Below are 24,931 nucleotides of genomic sequence, written 5' to 3'. Positions count from 1 at the left end.
TATGACAAAGATTGCAATCACACGGCCAAGCGGTAAAGGTGAGCAGCTTAAGGCGCAACTCGAGCAGCATCAGATTGCATATCTTCATACCCCAGTGTTATCACTTACCTCGATAACACTGGACGCTCAGCAGCTTGCGCCACTCGATAATGCTGATGTCATTATTTTCATTTCTCAAGATGCCGTGCAGTCCCTTGCTGAGCAATATCCAACTTTACCAGCCCATGCCAAACTATTTGCAGTGGGTGAGCAAACCGCACAGGCCATAGAAGCGCACTTTTCTCGCAAAGCTGATTTTCCAGAGCAACAAGATTCCGAAGGCTTATTGGCCTTAAAAACCTTACAAGATTTAGACGCAAAACAATGTGTACTTGTCAAAGGCAAGGGTGGTCGCACGCTGATAGCCAAAACCTGTAAATCACGCGGTGCTATTCTAAATCAATGTGTTGTATATGAACGCGCAGCGTTAGAAGAAAGCGCTGATAGCTGGTTAGACCACTGGCGTGAGCAACAGATAACCGCTATAGTGCTGAGCAGTAATGCTGCGATTGATGCTGTTTTTAACACACAATCAGAACAACATTTGGACTGGTTAAAGCAACGAGATTTTTATCTTGTTAGTCAACGTAGCTGTGATTATTTACAACAAGAGTACCAAATTGCTGAGACGCAGATATACCTTGCCGACGGTGCCAGTGATGATGCCGTGTTCAGTTGCATTAAGTCGTCTCAAAAACAGCAGGTAAGCACTATGAGTGAAGAACAAAAACAACCAACCGCTGCGAGTGAAAAACCGAGCGTGCCAGAGACCAAACCGATGAAGCAAAAGATCAGTAAAGTAGGCGTATTAGCCTTGTTGATAGCAACGGCAACGGGTGTCATGACAACCGGTTTAATTGTCCATGGACAGCAGATCAGCGACAAAACCTATGCGGCACTAGATGCCTTAAAAACCGAAAATAGCGCCTTAAAAAGTGAACTCAAACAGTCGCAACAGAATTTAGCAGCTCTGCAAAGTGAGCAATCACGCTTGTCACAAGCGGTGAACCAGTCTTTGTCATCGCAAGCAGCGCAATTACAAGAGAGCTTTGCAGCCCAGTTAGACAGCAAATTACGCCAAGCTGATCAACAACTCAGTGGCGCAGCAATTAATGAAGCGGTTTACTTGCATCGTCTAGCGGTATTTAAAGTGGCCGCAGAGCAAGATTATCAAGGCGGTGCAGCGGTATTAAAGCGTGTACACGATGTGTTGTTAGCACAGAGCAACAATACGGAAGTATTAAAAGCATTGGCAGATGACATTGCTTTACTCAACGCTCAGCCTCAACCCGCGGTGGAAAGTATTTACTTAGAGCTACATGGTTTATTGAATCAGGTCGATGCGTTGCCATTAGTCACTTTGCAGTTACCTGAGACACGTCAGCAAGCGCCAGCTGAATTATCAACAGAGGTTAGCGATTGGCAAACTAATCTGAAGAGAACATGGCAAGGGCTGGTGGATGACTTTATTAAGATCCGCGAGCGTGATGTGACAGTGATAGATCCGCTACTGGATGCCCAAGAGCAGCAATTATTAAAAGCACAACTACGCGGCTATTTATCACAAGCGCAAACTGCGCTAATGGATAAGCAAGCCAGCGTATTCTTCACTGCTTTAAAGCAGGCTCAGCAACATGTTGGGAGCTATTTCGCAGCAGATAAGGCTGAAGTTAAAGCAATGCAATCCGCACTGATTGAGTTACAACAACAGCCGCTTCAGTTTAGTCGGCCAGTGCAGTTAAGCTCTGAGCAAGTATTGAAGAGCTGGTTAGCTGAAGAGGTTGCGCCATGATAAGAGCAATTTTAGCATTTGCCCTTGTCGCTGCAGCATTGGCTGCAGGTCATCTATTAATAGATGAAAAAGGCTATGTGCTCATCGCATTTAATAACACCACAATCGAAGGCACAATCGTCGCCTTTGTAATCATGTTTGTGCTGGGCTTTATTGCGTTGTGGCTAATGCTTAAATTATTAAAAACATTGTTACGCATGTACGGCAAAACCACAGGTTTTTGGCGTGGTAAAAAAGCACTTAAAGCACAGCAAGTGTGGCAACAAGGTTTATGGGCAAGCATCAATGATGATGTGGCAGCGGTGCAAAGCACCTTTAATAAAGGACAAGCGCCTGAAGAGTGGCAAGACGCGCAGCAAGCCTTGCTGGCAAAAGCTGCTTTACAGCAAGGTGATAAAGCACAAGCGCTGGCGCATTTACAAAATATCAGTGATGCTGCGCAGAGAAAGGTGCCTAAACTTTGGTTGGATGCCAATCAGAACGAGCAAGCGTTAGCCTTATTAGACGCCCCAATGGCAGAGAAAAAACCAACGCAGGCTACGGTAAGTAGTTATTTAGCCGGGTTACTACAGGCTGAAAAACACGCTGAATTAGCGACGGCGATTAATCAGCATTACAAGCGCTTAGATTGGTCACAAGCACAGTGGCAGGTATTTATGGCACGTTGGTTTAATACGAACGCAGAGCAGGCGATTGGCCAATTTGAGCAACTACCTAAAGCATTAAAAGTGCAAAGCGAAGCACTTTACATGCAATCGCAAGCCAGTGCCGGTCAATGGCAAAACTTGCTGCCGACATTACAAAAATGGCTCAAGAAAGGTCAGTATCAAGCCTTTGCTGATGTGGTTGTGCATGCCAAAAACCCAGATGTTAAATTGCGTTCATCACTGCAAGATGCATTGAAAAAACACCCTGAGCAACCGCAATTGTTGTTTGCCATGGGGTGCCTAGCCAACGCGGCAGGTGAGTATGAATTGGCGGCAAAAGTATTCGACAATTGTCAGCTAACAGAGCTCGATAAAGCCCATTTAAAACCGGTTCTAAATAGTTATGAGCAAACCCAGCAGTTCCAAAAAGCTTATTTATTATTGGCCGCAAAATAACGGTAACTATTTAGAAAATTAGACACAGATAGAGCCCCAGCTATAGTTATGTAGCTGGGGCTTTTTATTGAAAGTGGTCGAATGAGCTCGCTCCGGAGGACACCTGTCCTTGATCGAGAGCCACACATGCGTATGATCTGAAAAATTTTATCCGCAAAACAGAAGAGTAAATTATGTTTAGTAACCAATATCCGCTATTAGACTTACACCGCCACTTAGATGGCAATGTGCGTGCTAACACTATTTTGGAGTTAGGTAGGCAATTTAATTTACCGCTTCCGGCCAATGATCTAGAAGGCTTATTACCACATGTTCAAGTGCAGAGCACTGAACCAAACCTTGTGGCGTTTTTACAAAAGCTAGACTGGGGGGTGAAGGTATTGGGTGACTACGATGCATGTCGTCGTATTGCGATAGAAAACGTAGAAGATGCCATTGCGCAAAACATCGATTACACAGAATTAAGATTCAGTCCATACTATATGGCACAAAGTCATAATTTACACCCGCAAGGTGTCGTAGAAGCCGTAGTTGACGGCATTAAGTCGGCAACTGCTAACCGTGATATCAAGGTTAACCTGATCGGCATTATGTCGCGTACTTTCGGTGTAGAAAAATGCCAGTACGAGCTAGATGCAATCTTAGCATTTAAAAACGATATGGCAGCTGTTGACTTAGCGGGTGATGAGCTTGGCTTCCCGGGTGAATTATTTGTTGATCACTTTAAGCAAGTTCGCGACGCGTATTTAGGCGTAACCATCCATGCTGGTGAAGCTGAAGGCGCATCAAGTGTGTGGCAGGCGATTCAAGAACTAGGCGCAACGCGTATTGGTCATGGTGTGAAATCAATTGAAGATCCAAAACTGATGGATTACTTACGTGACAACCGCATTGGTATTGAATCGTGTTTAACCAGCAACATTCAAACAAGTACCGTGGCTGATTTAACCAAGCACCCTCTTAAACAATTCTTAGATCACGGTATTGCGGCTTGTATTAATACCGATGACCCAGCCGTGCAGGGGATTGAGCTACAGCATGAGTTTATTGAAGCCGCAAAAGTAGCAGGCTTAACCGCTGATGATGTGAAAAAAGCTCAAGAAAATGCGCTTGAAATTGCATTCTTAAGTGATTCAGACAAACAAGCTTTACTAGCCAAAAAAGCGGGTTAATCTGCTGCTATCTCTATAAAAACTAATAGACGGTAACACCCTGATGGTTACCGTCTAGTCTAAACTTTGATTAACTTATGAAGCTTTTGCACAGCTTAAATAAGCTTGCTTAAGCGCATTGATAACCCGCGAGCGCGTGACTAATCCAATCACTTTATTGTCTTCTATTACAGGGTAAATTTTCGGTTTATCTCCCTGCATTTGCGTGGCTAGATCGACCACCAACATGTTGCTTTTTACTGCTAAAACGTCTTTATTCATCAAGTCTTGTGCGGTGATTTGACCGTCACAAAAATAACTGTTTTGTAACAGTGGATTAAGCAGTTGTTGTTCAGAGATAAAACCAATTAACTGTTTTTGGCCGTCGAGTACGGGCGCACCAAATAGTCCATGGCTTTGTAGTTGTTCAATAATGTCCGTTAATTCTGTGTGTGCGTAAATAGCCGGAAATTGGCTCGTCATAATGTCTTTAATTGCTTGCATAATACGGTTCTCCTGTTGGTTGAGATTAGTATCAGCAATAAAGTTTGATTGGTAAAATGGGTTGTTTTGATTGGTTTGATTGTTTTTATTGAATAGATCATTTTCAATAATTATGGAAAAGTTTCTCCATTAGATAATAGGCTTTCTATTAAACTTTTTGTTTGATGAGACATGCAATCTAATGAATGTGTCATGTGCGCGTGCTCTGAATCATGGCAATCGTACGAGATGAGTCTTAAAGATCCGGAAAATAGCGCAATGAGGTCTAAAAAATCATTAGGTTGCATGAAAGGATCTTTTTCATATGTGAAAAGTAACCCTCGAATAGGAGCGCCACTCTTTAACTTCTGCATCTGATAGTTATTAGCTAATCTCCAATTAGGGTATTGTATTTGGCTTTGTCTAGTACCAGCGAATGCAGGTGCAAATGCAATAATAGAGTTATATTTTTCAGGATTCATAGATGCAAAAAGCATAGATGACCATGCTCCAGCAGAATGCCCAGCCAAAAAAATGTCATTTGAGGAAAATCCATCCGCTAAAACTTTATCCACTAAGCTTTTTATTTCATTTGCTCTAGAAAATGTATAGTTACCAGTAGCTTTTGGGTAAGGCTTTTCAATTGAGTTTGAACATAAAATAATTATAAAAAAATCTCTAAAAGCGTTGTCTGTAATGGAGCTCGGGACATATTTGCTGCATGAGTTGGGTTTTCTAGGATTAACTGTTCCGTGGTTGTAGATTAAAACTTTTTTATTTTTCGAAATCTTATCTAGTATTAAGGTGTTTATTTCGTTCGCATTTATAGCAAAAATTAACGTCTTTTCAATATTGTGGATGGCTATTTCTGTCTTTTCTTTAGGAATATCCAATAGATGCAAAACGCAAAGAAATAGAGTAGAAATGAAGAGTAAGGGAATAAAAATTTTTATATAAATATTCATAATTTAGCGCTTTAGATTATAAAGCGCTCAAGTTATTTGTTAAACAATATTTTTGTCTGGTACGTAGGTGCAAACCCAAACATACGTTGGACCGCCGCTGCCATCATCGCCGCCGCCACCGCCGCCACCGCATGAGATAACGGGATGTGAAGCAACAGTTGTGGTAATGGTTATTGTTTGCCAAGTGCCCCCTGCAACGTTTGGAGTTTGTTCAACTGGCAATGACTCTAAATCTTTGCTTAAAGTTTTGAGGTGACTTTTCTTAAGCTTTAACTTCAAAATAACTTCCTTTTAATTTGAAATTTGATGTTGTCATTGTGTTTTAAATTTGTAAATTGAAGAAATCTAAATCAGATATTAATGTTGCTCATATTTCGCCTTGATAAGTGCTACATAGTGATCGAGATTTTTCGTTTCGTGCAGGTTAAAATCTTTGTCTAATAAAGTCGCACCTTGAATTCTATCGAGTCTAAATTCTCGATAATCTGCTCTGAGTTGGCAATAAGCAACCAGTGTCCATTTACCACCCCAATAGACTAACCCCAGCGGTTCAACAGTGCGCGAAGTGAGCGCTTGTTTGGCATCGCTATAATGCAAATCTACACAGCGTTTTTGTTCGATGCCTTGGCGCAGGGTAAAAGTAAACGATTGATGTTCGGCGTTATGGCTCCAGCCTGAGACTAAATAAGGCTGATCGGTTGTTTGTTGTTTTAACTGGGCGGGCAGTACAGCTTCTATTTTGGTGATGGCGCTTTGTGCTTTTTCGGCTAAATCAGGATCGGTCCATGCGCTGACCATTTTACTGCCAAGCAACAGCGCTTGTAGTTCGTCCATGGTGAACATCATAGGTGGCAAGTCATAGTCACTAATGAGATAACCAATACCAGCTTCGCCTTCAATGGGCACACCAGAGCTTTGAAGGTGTTGGATGTCACGATAAATGGTGCGCTCTGACACATTCAAACGCGTTGCCAAGTCACAGGCACGGGTTGCGAGCCGACGACTTTTTAGAATGTTGACCAGTTGAAATAACCGCTCAGATTTATGCACACCATTGTCCTTTTTGTTTTACTTGATGACTAGAGTGTTAGGCACTTTGTTCACAAGGCGTCTGACTCACTGCATTGTAGCGTTCTAATTTCACAGTGTCTTTCTCAATCAGTTGCGCGAACTGCTGACAAATTGGGTTTTCCATAAAGGCATCACCAATGCGCTTGGCATCAGCCATGGTTTCAAAATACACCACATCAACATAGCTGTGGGCATCTGCTAATTTTGCAAGCGAGCGGTAGAGCACACCCGGTTGTTGATCAATGAAGCTTTGGAAAGCGGTGTTTGCGGCTTCGAACTGAGCAAGATCAGCGTTTTCTTGTAACTTGAATTGCACGATTTCAATGGCGTTATTAGACATATTTATCTCTGTATTGACTGTTTGTTGGTTGACGTAGATAAGTAAACCACAGCGTTCTGTCAGGGAGTGTCAGTAGGGTTTTATTCGCAGCCAGCAGGACAATTCGATTTAGACTCTGTCATAGACTTTGCAGTTTTCTTATGCCTATCAAAGCGGTAAGATGAAAATCGGTACTTGTAGTAGGTTCAACGGATATGAAAGAAAAATTGAGATCTAGTTTAGGTAAAGTTACTTTTGAGCTGACAATAGTGACTCTGGGCGTGTTAATCGCTCTCGTGATTAACGAGTGGTTTCAAAACTATCAAGAAGAAAGGCATGCGCATGTCATTCTTGAAAAAACTCATTACGAGCTAAAAGGCAATTTAGATGCATTGAGGCGAACTCAAAAATCTTTTGAAGAAACGATGCCCTATCTTGATGAGCTAATTGCGCGGGATAATTATCCTGATGATGCTCAATACTCATTGCAAATTAACTATCTCGAAATTCATTCATCAGTATGGGAGTTTGCTTTACAAAGAGGTGAGCTACGAGAGCTACCTGTTGAATTATTGCTCCCTATCGCATCAAGTTATCAGTTTAGCAAAGAAGCACATGTTGCATCGCAAAAATTGAATATGGCTGCATTGTCTCGGTTTGGTCTTGAGTTTTCTCAGTCAGAGAATAAAAAAAGCTTACTTAAAAATTTGAGGCTGGATATGGCGAATGCGATCTATGAAATTAGACTGGCTGTTGCTAGGCTAGAAAGAACGCTTGAAAATACTGGGCACTTTTTAGAGCAAGGCTATTTGAATCCGAATACAGAAGTAGAAACATATACCATAGAAGTGCAATAGCAGTAGATTTAAAAAAAACGCCAGCAAATATGCTGGCGTTTATTATTATTAAGTTGCGTTACTTAATGTACGCAAAGGCATCGGCGTACATATTCTCACGAATTGCGCCGTGGGCGATAAAGTCATCACGCACTGGACCAATCATATCGAAACGGCCTGCCATATAGATTTCGTAGGCTGCAAGCGAGTCGAAATCTTTTAATACCGCTTTGTGTACAAAACCTGTGTGGCCTGCCCAGTTATCGCTGGCATTATCAACGACAGGCACGAACGTGAAGTTTGGCTTTTTCGCGGCCCAAGCTTGCATCTCTTCTGCTGCATATAACGCTGATTCGTCACGTACACCCCAGTAAAAATGCACCTGACGGTCTGAATCAATCTCAGCTAAATGGTCTGCCATTGATTTTACATAGCTAAAACCTGTACCGCCCGCTAATAACACGATTGGTAATTGTGATTCAGTACGTAATTCAGAAATACCTAAGCCCACCTCAACGATTGCTTGCGTGCCATTTGCGTGGTGTTCACGCAAATGATCAAGCGCTTGCATGGCATAGCTGTTTTCTTCTGAGGCACCAATGTGTAGCTCAAGTAATTCTTTTTGGCTTGGGCGACTCGCAATTGAAAAAGCGCGCTTATCTTTTTCGCCAAGTACTAATTGAAGGTAATGACCTGCTTTAAACTCTGCAGGCTCGCTTGGTTTTAGCTCTACCTTGTAAACAAATTCTGTTAGGGGGGTAATACTTACTACTTCTGCATTTAACACTTGCATTATTAAACCTTTCACGACGCGTGCAGCGTTTATTTATTTAGAGACATAATGTTTAACGAGTCCCAAATTTCATCAACTCGTTGTTTGATTGATTCATCCATCACGATGGGCTCACCCCATTCGCGATCGGTTTCACCTGGCCATTTATTGGTGGCATCCATTCCCATTTTTGAGCCAAGACCTGACACCGGAGAAGCAAAGTCGAGGTAATCAATCGGGGTGTTTTCGATCATGGTGGTGTCACGAGCTGGGTCCATACGCGTAGTAATGGCCCAAATGACATCATTCCAGTCACGCGCGTTGACGTCATCGTCACAGACAATAACAAACTTGGTATACATGAACTGGCGTAAGAACGACCAAACACCCATCATCACACGTTTCGCATGACCCGGATACTGTTTCTTCATGGTGACCACGGCCATACGGTATGAACAGCCTTCAGGCGGTAAGTAAAAATCGACAATTTCAGGGAATTGCTTTTGTAAAATTGGCACAAATACTTCATTCAGTGCCACACCTAAAATGGCCGGCTCATCGGGTGGGCGACCCGTATAAGTGCTGTGATAAATCGGGTTTTCACGATGGGTAATGTGCGTGACGGTCATCACTGGGAAGTCATCTACTTCATTATAATAACCTGTGTGGTCACCATAAGGCCCCTCAGGTGCCATTTCACCTTGTTCAATATAGCCTTCAAGTACAATCTCGGCAGTGGCCGGTACTTGTAGGTCGTTAGACACAGACTTTACAACTTCAGTTTTTGAACCGCGCAGCAAACCCGCAAATGCATATTCACTTAAAGTATCAGGCACAGGGGTCACAGCGCCTAAAATCGTCGCCGGATCAGCGCCTAGCGCAACTGAAACTGGGTATGGTTCACCAGGGTGCTCTTTACACCACTCTTGATAATCAAGTGCACCACCGCGGTGTGATAACCAGCGCATGATGATTTTATTCTTACCTAATAGCTGTTGGCGATAGATGCCTAAGTTTTGGCGCTTTTTATATGGCCCTTTGGTGACCGTTAAGCCCCATGTGATCAACGGTGCTGCATCACCTGGCCAACAATGTTGAATTGGCAGCTTAGTTAAATCGACGTCATCACCACTTAATACCACTTGCTGACAAGGCGCTTTGCGCACTTCCTTGGCAGGCATATTCAGCACTTGCTTAAACACTGGGATTTGCCCTAAAGCTTCTTTGATGCCTTTTGGTGGTTCAGGCTCTTTTAAGAAAGCCAATAGCTTACCTACTTCACGTAGTTCGCTGACATCGGTTTGACCCATGCCCATAGCAACACGTTTTGGTGTACCGAATAAGTTGGCTAAAACAGGAATATCAAACCCCTCGGGGTTTTCAAATAAAATCGCTGGGCCGCCAGCACGTAAGGTGCGATCGGCTATTTCGGTCATCTCTAGCTTGGTAGAGATGGGCTGCTTAACCCGAACAAGTTCACCTTGTTCTTCTAAGCGCGTAATAAAGTCTCTTAAGTCTTTGTATTTCATCGTTGGCATAGGGCACTTTTCATTGTCGCGAAGTATATCAAGATGTGGCGAAAATGGCATCACCACTTAAGTTGAGTAAGGTATACGAAGGTAAATGCATTTTTGTTTGATTTTGCACAAATGCAGTAAATTGAACTATGTTCAACTATTGCGGATTAGATTATAGTCGAATGTGTTGTGTGATTTGTGAGTGGAAGTTTTGAAGCGACTTAAAGCGATATTGTTGTGTGCCTTACTCAGCTTGAGTCAGAACGCCAGTGCCGATCATTTACCCGAGGTGGTTTTTGAGCAACACAGTGCGGTGATGCTTGTCATCACGCCTTCAACAGGTGCTATTGTAGCTGCCAATGGTGCAGCTGATAATTTTTATGGTTATCAAGCCGGGGAGCTTGAACAGCAATTTATTCAGAACATCAATCAACTCACGCCAGAGCAAGTTGCTAACGAGCGTGCTAACGCCGCAGCTGAAGGGCGCAATTACTTTATCTTTAGACATCAATTGGCTAACGGTGAGATCCGTACTGTGAGTGTTCACTCTGCGCCTTTTACCGACGAGCACGGCAAACAACAGTTATTATCTGTGATCACTGACATTAGTGAACAGCGGGCTTTACAAGAGTCGCTTTGGCATTATCAAGCCAACCTAGAGCAACAAGTTGAGATACAAACTGATGCTATTCAACAAGCCAGTCGAATGCAATTGCTGCTGTCTTTTGTCGTTATCGTGTTACTCATAGGCTCTTTGCTCATTTTGGGGCGCTTTTTTATTAAGCTTAAAAATGCCAAGCGTAAAGCTGATTCTCAAGGGGCGCGTTTATCGTCTATTTTTGATGCCATCGAGGGCTATTTACTTTTCACGTCTCGTGCAGGCACCGTACTTGATGCCAACCAACAGGTTTTTCAAGATATTGAGAGTCGAGATTCTATTATTGGTAAAGCATTAGGTGAAGTTTTCTTTAGTAATGTTGATTGGGCAAATCAGACTTATGGCTGCTCAGAGCATCGCTTAAAGATAAAAGATGAATGGCGCTTTTTTAGGGTTGATAAACAAGCGGTGAATAACGCCGATAAATCACTTGGTGATTTATATATGCTGCAAGATATCACTGCGCAATTAGCCATTGAGCGTGAGCAACGCCTAGCCAGCACTGTGTTTGCGACAACCAGCGAGGGGGTACTGGTTTCTGATAAACACAATCAGATCCAGATGGTGAATCGGGCATTTACTGAGATCACAGGGTTTACGCAAGAACAAGTATTAGGTCAGTCGCCTGCGATTTTGAACTCAGGCCACCATGGTCCAGCTTTTTTCTCGCAAATGTACGATACCTTAAGTCAGCGTGGTCACTGGGAGGGAGAGGTGTGGAACCGTCGTAAAAGTGGCGAAGTATTCCCTTGTTGGCTGCAAGTGTCAGCAGTGTTTGATCAACAAGGCGAGATTGAAATGCATGTTGCCTTGTTTAATGACATCACCTCTCGCAAGCACCACGAGCATATGATGTGGCAACAAGCCAACTTCGATACCTTAACCAGTTTGGCGAATCGCAGAAACTATCGAGAAAGATTTGAACAAGCACTAGAAAAAGCGAAAAAGGACAAGACTCGCTTAGCTGTGTGTTTCATCGATTTAGATAGGTTCAAGGCAGTCAACGACACGCTCGGTCATCATATTGGTGACTTGATGCTTATTGAAGCGGCAAAGCGTTTAGAAGAGTGCACCAGAAATTCCGACACCGTAGCCCGTTTAGGGGGAGACGAGTTTGCATTGTTGCTGCCTGATGTTGATTCAATTACCAAGGTTGAGCAAATAGCGACACAAATTCTTGAGAAACTACACGAGCCTTATGAACTTGAAGGTCATGAAGTATTTGCTTCGGGCAGTATGGGGATCACCTTCTACCCGGAAGATGGCGATGATACCAAGGTGCTGCTACGTAATGCTGATAATGCCATGTATAAAGCCAAAGAGTTAGGACGAAACTGCTTCCAATTTTACACTTCTGCTATGCATGAGCATGCAAAAGCGCGCAGTCAGTTGGAAGGTGCGTTACATAAAGCCTTGGTGAATAACGAGTTTCATCTTGCTTATCAGCCAATTCTCTCTCGTGATGATGTGAAAATTGGCTGTGAAGCCTTGTTACGTTGGGAAAATAAAGCGTTAGGCTCGGTATCACCCGCAGATTTTATCCCGATTTGTGAAGAGCTTGGTTTGATTATCTCTATAGGTGAGTGGGTAATGTATCAAGCTTGTTCGCAAGCCAAAGCGTGGCAGCAGCAATGTGATAAACCTTTTTTTATTACCGTGAATGTTTCTAGTACTCAGTTTAAACGTCAAAGTGTGGTTGAGCTGGTTAAAAAAGTGCTCAAACAAACTGGTTTAGAAGCACGATACTTAACCATTGAGATCACAGAAACGGTTCTTGTCGATAACTCAGAAAGTATTTTATTACAGCTAAAGGCGCTCAGAGCGATGGGGGTTGAGCTGGCCATTGATGATTTTGGTACGGGTTATTCTTCTTTGAGCTACTTAAAGCGCTTCCCGCTTTCGAAGCTAAAGATTGATAGAGAGTTTGTACGAGACCTACCAGATGATCAGGATGACCATGAAATGGTTAAAGCGATTATCTCGATGGCAAGTAATCTAAACCTTAAAGTGGTTGCTGAAGGCGTAGAGACAGACGAGCAGTTGTGGCTATTGAATGAATTGGGTTGTGATTATACGCAGGGATATCTTCATAGTAAGCCGCTGCAAGCAGCGGCGTTTGAAAGCTTCTTATTTGAGTATACCCAGGTAAAACAACCTGAGCTCAGGTTAAAATAGGCCTACCGACACATAGCCTTGTGCTTTTCACAAAAAGACTCAAGTGCAGCTTTAGCTTTGTAGTTGTTTTGTTCTGCTGCGCTTTTATACCATTTATACGCACCTGCTAAATCAACATCACCGCCTTCTCCGTACTCAAGCATATCTGCGAGGTTGAATTGTCCATAGTCATAACCTTGCTCTGCGGCCTGTGTAAACAGTTTTCTAGCTTCTTCGAAGTCTCTTTCTAAATAGGCTCGCACACCTTCTTGGTTAAATTGATTAAATGAGACCTTAAGTTTATGTGGCACATGTTCAGGAGCCGCTCTATGTCTGACGATTCCGCCCATCACATAGATGTCTGTAGGGCGGAATATTTCGTCAATGGCCCCTTGGTCATAAAGCGTAGCTAATTCTGATTTTTTAAAGCTAACTAGTGCCGGGCGGAAATAGTTTTTGAGCATTAAGCTATCTAGTTTAATGGCACGCTCTGCGCCACGCTTTTTACGGTAAGTGTAACTACCTTGCTTTAGAGTGATAGAGTCTTCTTCTACTGAGAGTACCTGCGCAACACGATATTGGGTTTGGTATTTACGGTCTGTGATTAAATGGCCCATATCTAAGATAAGTACATCATCAACTTGAGGGGCTGATAAAAACTCAGCCTGTTGTTGCTTGTTTTCAAAAATGCTGTAAGCAAAGTAAGCAATCACAATTAGTGCAATAACAAACAAAGTGCGGTGGTGATGTTTGTAGAGTTTGTCTGTTTGATCGTGAAAGTAAAAAAGAGACTTTTGGAAAATGGTTTGCATAACAGCTTCCCTGTACCGATTAAAACTTCAGTCTGCCATAAGTTTGTAATCTAGTCATGTGCTGAAACTCTGAGCGGTTTGATTTTGAAGCTTAATAACCATGCTGTAAATGTGTGGTCGAGCGCATTTGCTGGTAAACTAAGCCATTAAATAAGCTTTGTTAGAGAGACGATAAGCATCATGCAATTTAATACACTGGCTTTATCACCCGTATTACTTGAGACCATTGTGCAATTAGGGTTTAAACAGATGACAGAGGTTCAGGCGCAAAGCTTGCCACTGATCCTCGACCAACAAGATGTGATTGCACAAGCGAAAACAGGATCAGGTAAAACGCTGGCGTTTGCGCTTGGTGTGTTATCTAAACTCGATGTATCGAGTATGCATGTACAAGGCTTAGTACTGTGCCCAACACGCGAGCTGGCAGATCAGGTGGCGACAGAAATTAGAAAGCTAGCCAGTGGCACAGCAAACGTTAAAATTCTTACCTTATGTGGTGGTGTGCCTATTGGGCCGCAAATAAGCTCTCTTGAACATGGGGCGCATATTATTGTCGGTACGCCAGGGCGCATAGAAGATCACTTGTTTAAGGGCACGCTCGACTTAACACAAGTAAACACCTTAGTGCTTGATGAAGCCGACCAAATGCTCGATATGGGTTTTACTGATGCGATAGAAAACATCGTTGCTTATTTACCACCTGAGCGTCAAAGCCTCTTATTTAGTGCAACCTATCCCAAAAATATTGAATCACTTTCTGCGCAACTGATGCGCAACCCACAGCAAGTTAAAGTTGAAGAAGTGGGGATCAATAAAAGCATCAAACAAACTTTTTATAAGCTCAGTAATAACAAGTTGCGTTTTAATACACTGCGACTACTTCTGATGAAGCATCAACCAAAAAGTTGTGTGGTGTTTTGTAATACCAAGGTGGAAGCTAAGCGCTTATTTGAAGAATTAAAAGAGGCCGGTTTTTATGCTTCGGCACTGCATGGTGATTTAGCTCAGCAAGAGCGTGCCATGATGTTGATGCGTTTTGCCAATAAGAGCGCTTCTATTTTAGTGGCGACTGATGTTGCGGCGCGAGGCTTGGATATTGATGATATGGACATGGTGATTAACTATCATCTCGCACTCGACCCTAAAACCCATGTTCACCGGGTGGGCCGAACAGGTCGTGGTGATAAAAAAGGCCTGGCGTGTTCTATCTTTGGTGAAAAAGAGGCGTTCAGAGTTAAGCAAATAGAACAGCTATATGATCGTGAATTTGAACCTGCGGTTTTACCTTCGCTGAGCTTATTAGATAAACCGCCTTATAAACCAGAAATGCAAACCCTCTATATTGACGGTGGTAAAAAGCAAAAGCTACGCGCTGGTGACATAGTCGGTTGTTTAACGGGCGAAGAGGGCATTGGCTTTTCGCAAATCGGTAAGATCACTGTGTTTGAAAACCAGTCGTTTGTTGCTGTGAAGCGCGAAGCAAGTAAACCGGCTTTTAGAAAGCTGCGAGATAACAAAATCAAAGGTAAGAAATACCAAGTACGCCGCGTCAATTAAACTGATTTAATGTGTCCAAGCAGCTGTTGATACTCATTCTGCAACTGCTTGAATCGTGTATCGTCATGACTGCCTTTGTCTGGGTGGTACTGAATGGCCAATTGCCGCCAGCGTCGGCGAATGGCTTTTTCTTCAAGTGGCTTTGTTAACTGCCATTGCACACACAAGTCATCGAGGTCAAATTTACTCAGTGTATTCTGCGGATGATGAAAACCTTGAGCAAAACGTTGCCAAAAAGAATCTAGCAATGATGTTATTTCTTCATTATCTGTTTGGTAGTTCTGCCAATCTAAATAATAAGTACTGAGAGGTGTTTTTAATTCAGGGGCTTGGCCTTTGTCAGCAAGGTAAATATCCATGCTATCTATATGTAAGTAGATATCGTCTTCAATGAGTTCCAGTTGCAAAGTATATAAGCTATTCATCAACACAAAGTTGCGTTTGAATAAATCTTGATTTGGGTCTTCATCAAGTTGCTGAAGTAAGTCAACGGTTTGAAGATGAGCGGCTAACGTATGGACTTTAAAGTGTGCGCCATTACTCAGCACTGAAAAAATTTCATCTAGAATTGGACGCAACATTGTCCCTCTGAGTTTGTTGGTGTATCTTCACCTTACCATGTTTATTTTTTGTTAGGCAATGAGGGCAAGGATGTTGATTAAGCCATTGCGAAAATCACTCACGTCAGTGCTATTTGGGTTCACGCTATTTAGCTTATCATCACCAGTTTTGGCTACCTCAGAGACTCAATTAAAAGCCGAGATAGAAAAAGTAACTCAGTTGTCAGATTGGCAAACTGTGCAAGCAGAAGCGCAAAAGCTGGGCGAATCGCTACAACTTAATTTCCAAGATTATAATTATTTTCTTACCCAAATGGGCAGAGAGTCTCTTAAACGTGAGAAGTTAGCCGATGCAGTAAGGTATTTTCAGCGTTTGGCTGATATCACCTCAGATTCATTAAGCAGTGATGAAAAGTACCTAGCATTTAAAATGCTTGGTATTAGTACTTATTACCAAGGTGAATATGAAAAATCCATCGAGCATTATCAAACAGCACTGAATATTGCCAAGCTGCGAAATAAACCTTTAGAGCTAGCTAATATATACAATAATTTGGGGCTGGCGTATCTCAAGGCACATGACCTTGAAAAAACAGTCCAACATTATGTTGAAGCACATCGCTTGTACGAATTGCATGGTAGTCAGCAAGATAAAGCGGATATGTTATTAAATCTTTCAGGCGCTTATATTCGCCAGCATCGTTATGACATTGCTAAAGATATGCTTTTAAGGTCTATAGGTTTATTTAATCAACTTGATGACGAATACGGTGTTGCACTCGCACAGGCTAATTTGGGTGCCATGTATATGGAGCAAGGAAAAAGCAAATTGGCCAGAGCGAGTTTATTAGCGGCAGTGGAATACTATGAAAAAGTAGGTTCGGCGCGCAGCTTAACCTTCGAATATAGTAATTTGGCAACACTCAGCATTGCATTAGGGGAGATGGAACAGGGGTATGAGGAAGCTAAAAAGGCGCTCTATTATGCAGAAAAAGTAGACCTTCAATCTGGTTACATGGAAGCACTTTACCCTATGGCGAAGTTGCAAGTTTATCGAGGTGACTTTGCTGAGGCGCTAAATAGCATTGAAACTTCGCTGTCTATTGCACGTAAACAGGGCTCAAAGCTGCGGGAAAAAGATGGCTTAGCAATTTTAGCAATTATTCAGGCGCATTTAGGTGAGTCTGAGAAAGCGATGGAAAGCTTTAATGCATTTCAAAGATTGCAAAGGCAGCTTTTAAATGATCAAGTCTATGCGCGTTTAAATGAATATCAGAGTAAAATTGAGGCGACAGAGCTTAATCGTGAGATTGAATTGCTGAAGCAGCAGCAGGCGGTTCAAGCTTTACAAATTGAGCAACGAGAGCAGTTAACGTGGCTCATTGTTTTACTGTTGATCACAGGCACAGTTGCCGTTGTGAGTATGTATAGAAAACGCATGGAGCGTGCTGCCAACATTGAGTTGAGCCAACAGGTTGCTAAGCGTACAGCAGAGCTACAAAAGTTAGCAGATGAGTTAAGTGAAGCTAACACGGTTAAAAGTCAGTTTCTAGCTAATATTAGTCATGAGATCCGAACGCCTCTCACTTCAATTATTGGTAACAGTGAAGCACTGTTACAAGAATATCAACATGACAAACATATTCAGGAGCCTCTGCAAGTCATTCAAAGGCAAGGGGAGCATCTAAAAGACCTAGTTAGTGATGTACTCGACCTGAGTAAAATCGAAGCACAGCGTTTTGAGTTAGAGTTTACTGAGTTTGCCTTAGAGCAGTTGCTTGATGATGTCACCGAGATGTTTCAGCATGTCTGTGAGGCAAAGGGGTTAAACTTCATCGTAGTGAATCAGCTTCCTTCACCGTATGTGGTGCGTTTAGATTATGTAAGGCTTAAACAGGTGCTCATTAACTTACTTGGTAATGCCGTTAAGTTTACAGAATATGGTCATGTTGAGCTGGTTGTAAGTCAAGAAAATAACGGGGTTAGATTTTCGGTAAATGATACGGGCATCGGGATGGATGCCACGCAATTACAGCATATCTTTGACTGCTTCCAGCAAGGGGATAACAGCATAACACGTCGTTTTGGCGGCTCAGGATTGGGTTTATGCTTATCTCAGCAATTATCGACCATGATGGGTGGTAGCATTCAGGTGAGTAGTATTCCTGAACAAGGCAGCCAATTTTACATTGTGATCCCTTGTGCACGTTTAGACTCAGTATCTGACTCAACTTTAGTGCATAAAGCTGCTCGGCCGATTACGCAATTATCTAAGCTAAGCGGTACAGTATTGATTGCTGAAGATCATGATGATAATCGTGCGTTATTCGAACGTATTCTCTCTCAGCTTGGTGTCGAGGTAATTACAGCCGAAAATGGTCAGGTAGCAGTAGAAAAAGCATTATGTGAATACCCAGATCTAATCTTGATGGATATTCAAATGCCATTACTTGATGGTCTTGAAGCATTTAAGTTACTTCAACAAGCAGGCTTTGACGGGCCTATTTTTGCACTTACAGCGAATGTTATGCAGCATGAAATTAAGTCTTATCTTGAACTTGGGTTTGCAGGTCACCTAGGAAAGCCACTTGATAGAGATAAACTCCACCTTGCTTTAAGTGATTTTCTTGCAGAAGCGAGCGTTGGAGGCGAGCAAGATATGCAAGTTGACATTAGTGACTTGATAGAAAGCTTTGCATTAAGCCTAGAGCAAGAGCGTTTTACAGTTATCGACTTATGGCAAAAGCAAGATTGGTTAGAGTTGAGAGCTGTGTGTCATCGTCTCACAGGTGCAGCCTCAACATTTGGCTTTGACGATATTGCCAAAACGGCAAAGCACATAGAGCAGGCATTAAAAAACCCACAAGAAGTTGATTCTCATGGGTTGCAGCATTGGTATTTAATCTTGTGTGATGAGCTACAGCAAGTTCAGTTATCAGAACAACTCAATGTCTCCTGAGTCTTGCTGAGTCTCAACCTTAGTGCTGGCTGTTTTCGTGTCAGTATGTAGTCTAGACCGGTCAGTTCTGGCGTCATGCTCAAAAGCTGTTTCATCCACTCTAAAAATTGCTAATTTATCGTGAATACTGTGGGCAAGACTGATCAGATCGTTGCTAGAAACAGCCTGTATCTTAGAGCTTGAAAGCGCATCTGAGTTAAGCTCAACCATAGATTCAATACTTGTTTGCGCTTCATCGGATACCGCTTTTTGATCTTTCACTTGTTCATGAATACTGTGAGACATAGAGTTTATGTTGAGCATAGCTGATTCGATTTGGTCTACTTCTCGAGTAGACGCTTCTGATAGCGTCACTGTTTGCTTTGTTTCTTCGAGTGCGTTGAGCATAAGTTGGTGTGCACTGTCTGTTCCGGCCTGGATTTTACTGACTACTTCACGTACTTGCTGGGTCGATTGACTGGTTCGAGCGGCTAAACTTCTGACTTCATCAGCTACTACTGCAAACCCTCTACCTTGTTCGCCTGCTCGCGCGGCTTCAATTGCAGCATTCAAGGCCAGTAGATTTGTTTGCTCAGCAATTGAGTTAATGACGTCAATAACAGAACTAATCGCATCTGAATCAACTTTGAGGGTTTCAATTTGCTCACTGGTCTCTTCAATGTTTTTTGCTAAGCTCATTAAGCTTGCTTGGCTTTTGTCTGTATCAACACGGGTTTTCTTAACGGCTTCTGTTGCCGCTTCCACGGAGGTGTAAATCTTCTCTAGGTTATCATCGAGTTCTCGTGACACTGCGAGCATACGGTTGATTGAGTCTGCCAAGTCTTCACCATGGGCGTGCTGAATCGTCGCTTTTTGTGTCATTGATGCATATGTGTCTCTGAGTCCATCAGCCATAGGCGAAAGCCGAGATGAAGAAACATACACCTCACCAATAATATGTTCTATGGTGGCAAGGCTAGCATTAATCGCTAAACAGGCTGGTGGCGTCGAGGTTTTACTATCATCAAAACGATAAGTGAGATCAATTAAGCCATCATGGTTTATTGAATTGACTAAAGTCTGTAAATACTCTGCTTGCGATGTTTTTTGGCTTGAATACCAAAGTGCCGCTGCACCTAAGATGATTTGCACACCGATAATAATGGCCGTTGTTGACCAAGACACAGAGAGTAATGGCAACATGACCGTTAACACTAAGGTGTTAAGGATTAGAAAGTTTCGAATTAATTGAAAGGGCTTCATAAACTGAACAGCTCCCTGTCTAAGCACGTAAGTCTATATCTAGAATAGTAAAAAATTGGGGGCAATGCGATAGTAATTAAGATCAAAAAAGCCTGCATAAGCAGGCTTCTTTAGGATATTTACTTACGACGCATGAGCTCGAAGAACTCGTCGTTTGTTTTACTCATCGAGAGCTTATCGATGAGGAATTCCATTGCGTCGATTTCACTCATTTCATGAACAATCTTACGCAAGATCCACATCTTCTGTAGCTCATCCGCTTTAGTCAGTAGTTCTTCACGACGCGTGCCTGAGCGGTTGAAGTCAATGGCAGGGAATACACGCTTTTCAGCAATCTTACGATTTAAGTGTAATTCCATGTTACCCGTACCTTTAAACTCTTCGTAGATAACTTCATCCATCTTAGAGCCAGTATCGATAAGCGCCGTTGCGATAATTGTTAAGCTACCGCCTTCTTCAACGTTACGTGCAGCACCGAAGAAACGCTTAGGTTTGTGTAGTGCATTCGCGTCAACACCACCCGTTAGTACCTTACCAGATGAAGGAATAACGGTGTTGTAAGCACGTGCAAGACGTGTGATTGAATCAAGTAGGATGATAACGTCTTTCTTGTGCTCAACTAGGCGTTTTGCTTTTTCGATAACCATTTCGGCAACTTGTACGTGACGGCTTGCCGGTTCATCGAACGTTGAAGCAACAACTTCACCTTTTACAAGACGCTGCATCTCAGTTACTTCTTCCGGACGCTCATCGATCAGTAACACCATCAGTGTTGCATCTGGATTGTTGTAGGTAATCGATTGCGCGATATTCTGTAGCAACATTGTTTTACCGGCTTTAGGCGGAGCAACAATCAGGGCGCGCTGACCTTTACCGATAGGTGATGCTAAATCAAGAACACGGGCAGTAATATCTTCTGTGCTACCGTTACCACGTTCCATCACAAAACGCTCATTCGCATGAATAGGCGTTAAGTTTTCAAATAAGATCTTGGTACGAGAGTTTTCAGGTCTATCGAAGTTAACTTCATTTACTTTAAGTAGAGCGAAGTAACGCTCACCATCTTTAGGTGGACGGATAAGACCGCTAATTGTGTCACCAGTACGCATGCTGAAGCGTCGAATTTGACTTGGTGAAACATAAATATCATCAGGACCAGCTAGGTAAGATGCTTCTGATGAACGTAAAAAGCCGAAGCCATCTTGTAGAATTTCTAAAACGCCGCCGCCATAAATGTTTTCACCGCTTTTAGCGTGTGCTTTTAGAATGGCAAAAATAATGTCTTGTTTTCTTAAACGGGCTACGTTTTCAAGTCCCATGGACTCAGCTAGTTTTACAAGTTCGTTGATTGACTTGTCTTTTAATTCGCGTAAATGCATATTGGTGGGTTCTTTATAACAATTGTCATCTCAGTGATGAGAGGTTGATTTGATAAAGCTAAAGGTTAGTGGCTTTATAAATTAGCAGTTAGCTTGCTAGTCGTCCAGTCTTTAAACAAATTTAGTCGAAAAAACTATGGGCAGGTAGGTGGGATATACGCCTAGCAAAGGCGAGGCGTATATATACAGACTTAGATGTTGTCGTTTAAGAACTCAACAAGTTGAGTCTTTGATAACGCGCCAACTTTAGTCGCAGCTACTGCGCCATCTTTGAAAAGTAGTAGTGTAGGAATACCACGAATACCAAACTTAGGTGGCGTACCAGCGTTTTGGTCGATGTTTAATTTACCGATAACTGCTTTACCAGCAAACTCTTCAGCAACTTCGTCTAAGATTGGCGCGATCATTTTACAAGGGCCACACCATTCTGCCCAAAAGTCTACAAGTACAGGTAGATCTGATTTAATTACATCAGCTTCAAAGCTGTCGTCAGTAAGCTGGATAATTTTGTCGCTCATTGCGTTCTCCGTTAGAAATTGGCGAATTATTTACTGCGTATTTAAACACTCTTGTTTCTTATTGCAAGTTTAAACGTTATGCTTAATTGCTATGACTAAGACACATTTGACCAATAAAAAATTTTCTGACTTTGCTATTGCACCGGAAGTGGTCGCCGGTTTAGCTGCGAATGGCTTTGAATATTGCACGCCAATCCAAGCAAAGTGTTTACCTTTTGTCTGTGACGGGCGAGATATCGCTGGTCAAGCACAAACCGGTACTGGCAAAACATTGGCGTTCTTAACTGCCACTTGCCACCGTTTAATGCAAACAGAAGGTCAATCCAGAAAGCACCCAAGAGCGCTGATCATGGCTCCTACGAGAGAGCTTGCGATTCAGATCCATAAAGATGCAAAAATTATTGCGCCACACTGTGGTCTAAACTTAGGTTTAGTATATGGTGGCGAAGATTACGAAAAACAACGGGCGCAACTCGAAAAAGGTGTCGATATTTTAATTGGTACTACGGGCCGCTTAATCGACTTCTATAAGCAAGGTGCTTATAACCTTAATGAAATCGAAGTTGTTGTACTTGATGAAGCAGATCGTATGTTTGATTTGGGCTTCATTAAAGATATTCGCTATCTATTTAATCGTATGCCTCCGACAGCAGAAAGATTAAACCTACTTTTCTCTGCGACTTTATCTTACCGTGTGCAAGAATTGGCTTTTGAACACATGACTAATCCAGAGCATGTACAAATTGAGCCAGATGTAAAAACAGGTAAACGTATTCAAGAAGAGTTATTCCACTCATCTCATGACGACAAAATCCCTTTGCTTCTTACATTAATAGAAGAAGAATGGCCTGAAAAAGCAATCGTATTCGCAAATACGAAGCAAAGTTGTGAAAACGTGTATGCTTGGCTAAAAGCGGATAAACATCGTGTTGGTCTATTAACAGGTGATGTAAATCAAAAGAAACGTCAGTCAATTTTGGCACAATTTACTAAAGGTGATTTAGATATTCTTGTGGCAACCGATGTGGCTGCACGTGGTTTGCATATCCCAGAAGTAAGCCATGTGTTCAACTTTGATTTACCGGATGACTGTGAAGACTACGTACACAGAATTGGCCGTACAGGTCGTGCTGGTGCATCAGGTCACGCAATTAGTTTTGCGTGTGAACAATATGCATACAACTTACATGAGATTGAAGAGTACATAGAACATTCGATTCCTCTGTCTCATTATGATAAAACAGCATTAATTGAAGATTTACCTAAACCGAATACGCAGAGAAGACGTCATCACTCTGGCCCAAGAAAGGGAAACAATCGACGTCAATCAAATTACAATAAATCGAAAGCGAACACTTAAGAAGTTGTAATTGCGGGATCTTGCAGCTAGAGGTACAAAGTGGCCAAAAATATAGATAATAATAACGTTTTTGCCGTTATTGATTTAGGCTCTAATAGCTTTCATATGTTGATTGCAAAACACATTGCCGGTGGTGTTCACACCATCGGTCGGGTTAAACGTAAAGTTCGACTAGCTGCAGGCTTAGACGAAAACAACACGTTATCTTCTGATGCAATGCAACGAGGCTGGGAGTGTTTGGCACTATTTGCCGAAAGGTTGCAAGATATACCGAAGCAAAATATCAGCATTGTCGCAACGGCAACGCTGAGGCTTGCTACCAATGCCCAAGAATTCAAAACCCAAGCCGAAAAAATCCTCAATCACAAAATCAATATCATCAGTGGAGAATTAGAAGCGCGCACTATATATAAAGGTGTTGCACATACTTCTGCATGCCAAGGTAAACAATTGGTAATCGACATTGGCGGTGCCAGTACTGAGGTTGTCATAGGCAAAGGGTTTGAAGCGCTGCTCTATAAAAGCTTAGACATGGGGTGTGTGACTTACTTAGAACGTTATTTTCAAAATGGCTTACTGTCTGAGAAGAATTTTGAGCAAGCAATTGCTGCAGCACATACTGTGATTGCGCCGATTAAGTCTCAATATGTAGAGACTGGTTGGGAACTTGCTATTGGCGCATCTGGAACTGTACAAGCAATTCAAGAAATTTTAGCTGCGACAGGTCAAACTGATCTGCTTTCTTTAGAAAAGCTGCAGCATATAAAAGCTGAAGCGATAAAGCATAAGAATGTATCAACACTTTCTTTGCCAGGTCTCAGTGAAGAACGTCGTTTGGTATTTGTATCTGGATTAGCAATTCTTATTGCATTATTTGAAGCGCTGAATATTCAGCAGATGGGATTGGCAGGTGGCGCGCTTCGAGAAGGTGTACTCTATAGTATGATCTCAGATCTACACCACTCTAATATTCGTGAAAGAACGCTTGAAAGCTTTGCGCTGCGTTTTCATACCGACAAAGAGCAAGCTAAGCGCGTTTCAGATGTCGCCTTATTAATAGCAAAACAACTTCAGCATGCCTGGCAACTAGATTTACAGCAAGTAAATGTATTGCTTTGTGCAACAGCGCACTTACACGAAATTGGTTTGCTAATAGATTACAAACAATATCATCAGCACAGCGCCTATATATTAAGTAACACCGATATGCCGGGTTACTCGCCAGCCGAAAAGAAAGTCATTGTCAGTCTTTTAAAAGGTCACCGTGCCGATTTAAATGATGCACTGTTTTCACATTTAGGTGCTAATAAAGCACTGACCGAAAAGTTAGTACGCATAATTAGGTTAGCCGTTATTTTATCTATGCGTCGTAAAGATGATGTTTTACCTACCTTTGAAGTAAAAGCAGATAAAAACAGACTTAATATTAGCTTTTCTGAAGATTGGTTAGCTCAACACCCACTTATGAAAAGTGAGCTTGAGCAAGAAAGCGTGTATCAATCAAAGTTAAATTGGCAGTTTAGTAGCTAAAACTGCTCATAAATTCTACTTAAAACATCGAAATTATACAGTTTCGTTCAAAATACACGCGAACAGTCAGTTTTTTACATTTTTCTTTAAAAAAGGGGTTGCGTAATTTTCTGCTCTCCCTATAATGCGACCCCACTGACACGGGGCGAGACGC

Annotated in this window: 21 protein-coding genes; 9 read left to right on the top strand and 12 right to left on the bottom strand. The window is 42.2% G+C overall.

Going from position 1 to position 24,931, the window contains the following annotated elements; translation table 11 throughout:
• Position 1: 1 nt before the first annotated feature.
• The 3 genes from AC1HJP_RS19630 (at position 2) to add (ending at position 4,106) form a co-directional block, all read left to right on the top strand.
• Positions 2-1,831, top strand: coding sequence for a uroporphyrinogen-III C-methyltransferase (locus AC1HJP_RS19630; protein WP_480363221.1), 1,830 nt, complete (start codon positions 2-4; stop codon positions 1,829-1,831).
• On the top strand, positions 1,828-2,934 hold the full coding sequence (locus AC1HJP_RS19625) for a heme biosynthesis HemY N-terminal domain-containing protein (RefSeq protein ID WP_480363220.1): 1,107 nt from the start codon (positions 1,828-1,830) through the stop codon (positions 2,932-2,934). Before AC1HJP_RS19630 ends, AC1HJP_RS19625 begins: the two co-directional genes overlap by 4 nt.
• Before the next feature lie 173 nt (positions 2,935-3,107).
• Positions 3,108-4,106: an adenosine deaminase gene (add, locus tag AC1HJP_RS19620; RefSeq protein WP_349285337.1), complete on the top strand. Its 999-nt coding sequence runs from the start codon at positions 3,108-3,110 to the stop codon at positions 4,104-4,106.
• 75 nt (positions 4,107-4,181) lie between these two features.
• On the opposite strand, the gene AC1HJP_RS19615 is transcribed toward add, so the two are convergent.
• The 5 genes from AC1HJP_RS19615 to AC1HJP_RS19595 form a co-directional block, all read right to left on the bottom strand.
• Positions 4,182-4,589, bottom strand: coding sequence for a CBS domain-containing protein (locus tag AC1HJP_RS19615; RefSeq protein WP_480363219.1), 408 nt, complete (start codon positions 4,587-4,589; stop codon positions 4,182-4,184).
• Positions 4,590-4,699: 110 nt separating this feature from the next.
• Entirely contained in the window at positions 4,700-5,533 is an 834-nt protein-coding gene (locus tag AC1HJP_RS19610) for a serine aminopeptidase domain-containing protein (protein WP_480363218.1), read from the bottom strand.
• Positions 5,534-5,572: 39 nt separating this feature from the next.
• Positions 5,573-5,812: a hypothetical protein gene (locus AC1HJP_RS19605; RefSeq protein ID WP_480363217.1), complete on the bottom strand. Its 240-nt coding sequence runs from the start codon at positions 5,810-5,812 to the stop codon at positions 5,573-5,575.
• Positions 5,813-5,890: 78 nt separating this feature from the next.
• Positions 5,891-6,583 (bottom strand): helix-turn-helix transcriptional regulator, encoded by a 693-nt coding sequence (locus AC1HJP_RS19600; RefSeq protein WP_480363216.1) that lies wholly within the window; start codon positions 6,581-6,583, stop codon positions 5,891-5,893.
• Between the two features lie 37 nt (positions 6,584-6,620).
• Positions 6,621-6,944, bottom strand: coding sequence for a hypothetical protein (locus AC1HJP_RS19595; RefSeq protein ID WP_480363215.1), 324 nt, complete (start codon positions 6,942-6,944; stop codon positions 6,621-6,623).
• A gap of 194 nt (positions 6,945-7,138) precedes the next feature.
• Here AC1HJP_RS19595 and AC1HJP_RS19590 point away from each other — a divergent pair, with 194 nt between their 5' ends.
• Positions 7,139-7,780, top strand: coding sequence for a hypothetical protein (locus AC1HJP_RS19590; protein WP_480363214.1), 642 nt, complete (start codon positions 7,139-7,141; stop codon positions 7,778-7,780).
• A 58-nt stretch (positions 7,781-7,838) separates the two neighbouring features.
• Here AC1HJP_RS19590 and fre read toward each other — a convergent pair whose 3' ends face one another.
• Complete coding sequence (gene fre, locus AC1HJP_RS19585) at positions 7,839-8,552, bottom strand: NAD(P)H-flavin reductase (RefSeq protein WP_480363213.1); 714 nt, start codon at positions 8,550-8,552, stop codon at positions 7,839-7,841.
• Positions 8,553-8,581: 29 nt separating this feature from the next.
• Positions 8,582-10,060 carry a 4-hydroxy-3-polyprenylbenzoate decarboxylase gene (gene ubiD, locus AC1HJP_RS19580; protein WP_480363243.1) on the bottom strand — a complete coding sequence of 493 codons (1,479 nt, stop codon included), beginning with the start codon at positions 10,058-10,060 and terminating at the stop codon, positions 8,582-8,584.
• Between the two features lie 199 nt (positions 10,061-10,259).
• Here ubiD and AC1HJP_RS19575 point away from each other — a divergent pair, with 199 nt between their 5' ends.
• Positions 10,260-12,881 (top strand): sensor domain-containing protein, encoded by a 2,622-nt coding sequence (locus AC1HJP_RS19575; protein ID WP_480363212.1) that lies wholly within the window; start codon positions 10,260-10,262, stop codon positions 12,879-12,881.
• 2 nt (positions 12,882-12,883) lie between these two features.
• Here the strand turns inward: AC1HJP_RS19575 and AC1HJP_RS19570 are convergent, their stop codons facing one another.
• On the bottom strand, positions 12,884-13,672 hold the full coding sequence (locus AC1HJP_RS19570; protein ID WP_480363211.1) for a tetratricopeptide repeat protein: 789 nt from the start codon (positions 13,670-13,672) through the stop codon (positions 12,884-12,886).
• A gap of 171 nt (positions 13,673-13,843) precedes the next feature.
• Between AC1HJP_RS19570 and dbpA the strand changes: the two genes are divergently transcribed.
• Entirely contained in the window at positions 13,844-15,229 is a 1,386-nt protein-coding gene (dbpA, locus tag AC1HJP_RS19565) for an ATP-dependent RNA helicase DbpA (protein WP_480363242.1), read from the top strand.
• On the opposite strand, the gene AC1HJP_RS19560 is transcribed toward dbpA, so the two are convergent.
• Positions 15,226-15,810 carry a DNA-J related domain-containing protein gene (locus tag AC1HJP_RS19560; protein WP_138484697.1) on the bottom strand — a complete coding sequence of 195 codons (585 nt, stop codon included), beginning with the start codon at positions 15,808-15,810 and terminating at the stop codon, positions 15,226-15,228. The genes dbpA and AC1HJP_RS19560 overlap by 4 nt on opposite strands.
• A 70-nt stretch (positions 15,811-15,880) precedes the next feature.
• Here AC1HJP_RS19560 and AC1HJP_RS19555 point away from each other — a divergent pair, with 70 nt between their 5' ends.
• Positions 15,881-18,748 (top strand): ATP-binding protein, encoded by a 2,868-nt coding sequence (locus AC1HJP_RS19555; RefSeq protein WP_480363210.1) that lies wholly within the window; start codon positions 15,881-15,883, stop codon positions 18,746-18,748.
• Here AC1HJP_RS19555 and AC1HJP_RS19550 read toward each other — a convergent pair.
• The 3 genes from AC1HJP_RS19550 to trxA form a co-directional block, all read right to left on the bottom strand.
• Positions 18,725-19,990, bottom strand: a complete 1,266-nt coding sequence (locus AC1HJP_RS19550) for a methyl-accepting chemotaxis protein (RefSeq protein WP_480363209.1) — start codon at positions 19,988-19,990, stop codon at positions 18,725-18,727. The genes AC1HJP_RS19555 and AC1HJP_RS19550 overlap by 24 nt on opposite strands.
• Positions 19,991-20,109: 119 nt before the next feature.
• The gene (gene rho / locus AC1HJP_RS19545; RefSeq protein ID WP_058028397.1) at positions 20,110-21,369 is read right to left on the bottom strand and encodes a transcription termination factor Rho; all 1,260 of its coding nucleotides are present in this window, start codon (positions 21,367-21,369) and stop codon (positions 20,110-20,112) included.
• A gap of 191 nt (positions 21,370-21,560) precedes the next feature.
• Complete coding sequence (gene trxA / locus AC1HJP_RS19540; protein WP_058028399.1) at positions 21,561-21,887, bottom strand: thioredoxin TrxA; 327 nt, start codon at positions 21,885-21,887, stop codon at positions 21,561-21,563.
• Positions 21,888-21,978: 91 nt separating this feature from the next.
• On the opposite strand from trxA, the gene rhlB reads away from it, so the two are divergent.
• Together rhlB and gppA are read left to right on the top strand one after the other, a co-directional pair.
• Entirely contained in the window at positions 21,979-23,247 is a 1,269-nt protein-coding gene (gene rhlB / locus AC1HJP_RS19535) for an ATP-dependent RNA helicase RhlB (protein WP_390449475.1), read from the top strand.
• Between the two features lie 39 nt (positions 23,248-23,286).
• Positions 23,287-24,777 (top strand): guanosine-5'-triphosphate,3'-diphosphate diphosphatase, encoded by a 1,491-nt coding sequence (gene gppA, locus AC1HJP_RS19530; protein ID WP_480363208.1) that lies wholly within the window; start codon positions 23,287-23,289, stop codon positions 24,775-24,777.
• Positions 24,778-24,931 lie beyond the last annotated feature (154 nt).

This window comes from Pseudoalteromonas sp. NFXS53 (genome assembly GCF_056629255.1).
Note: the sequence above shows the minus strand (reverse complement) of the source record. Positions and strands in the feature narration are given on the sequence as shown.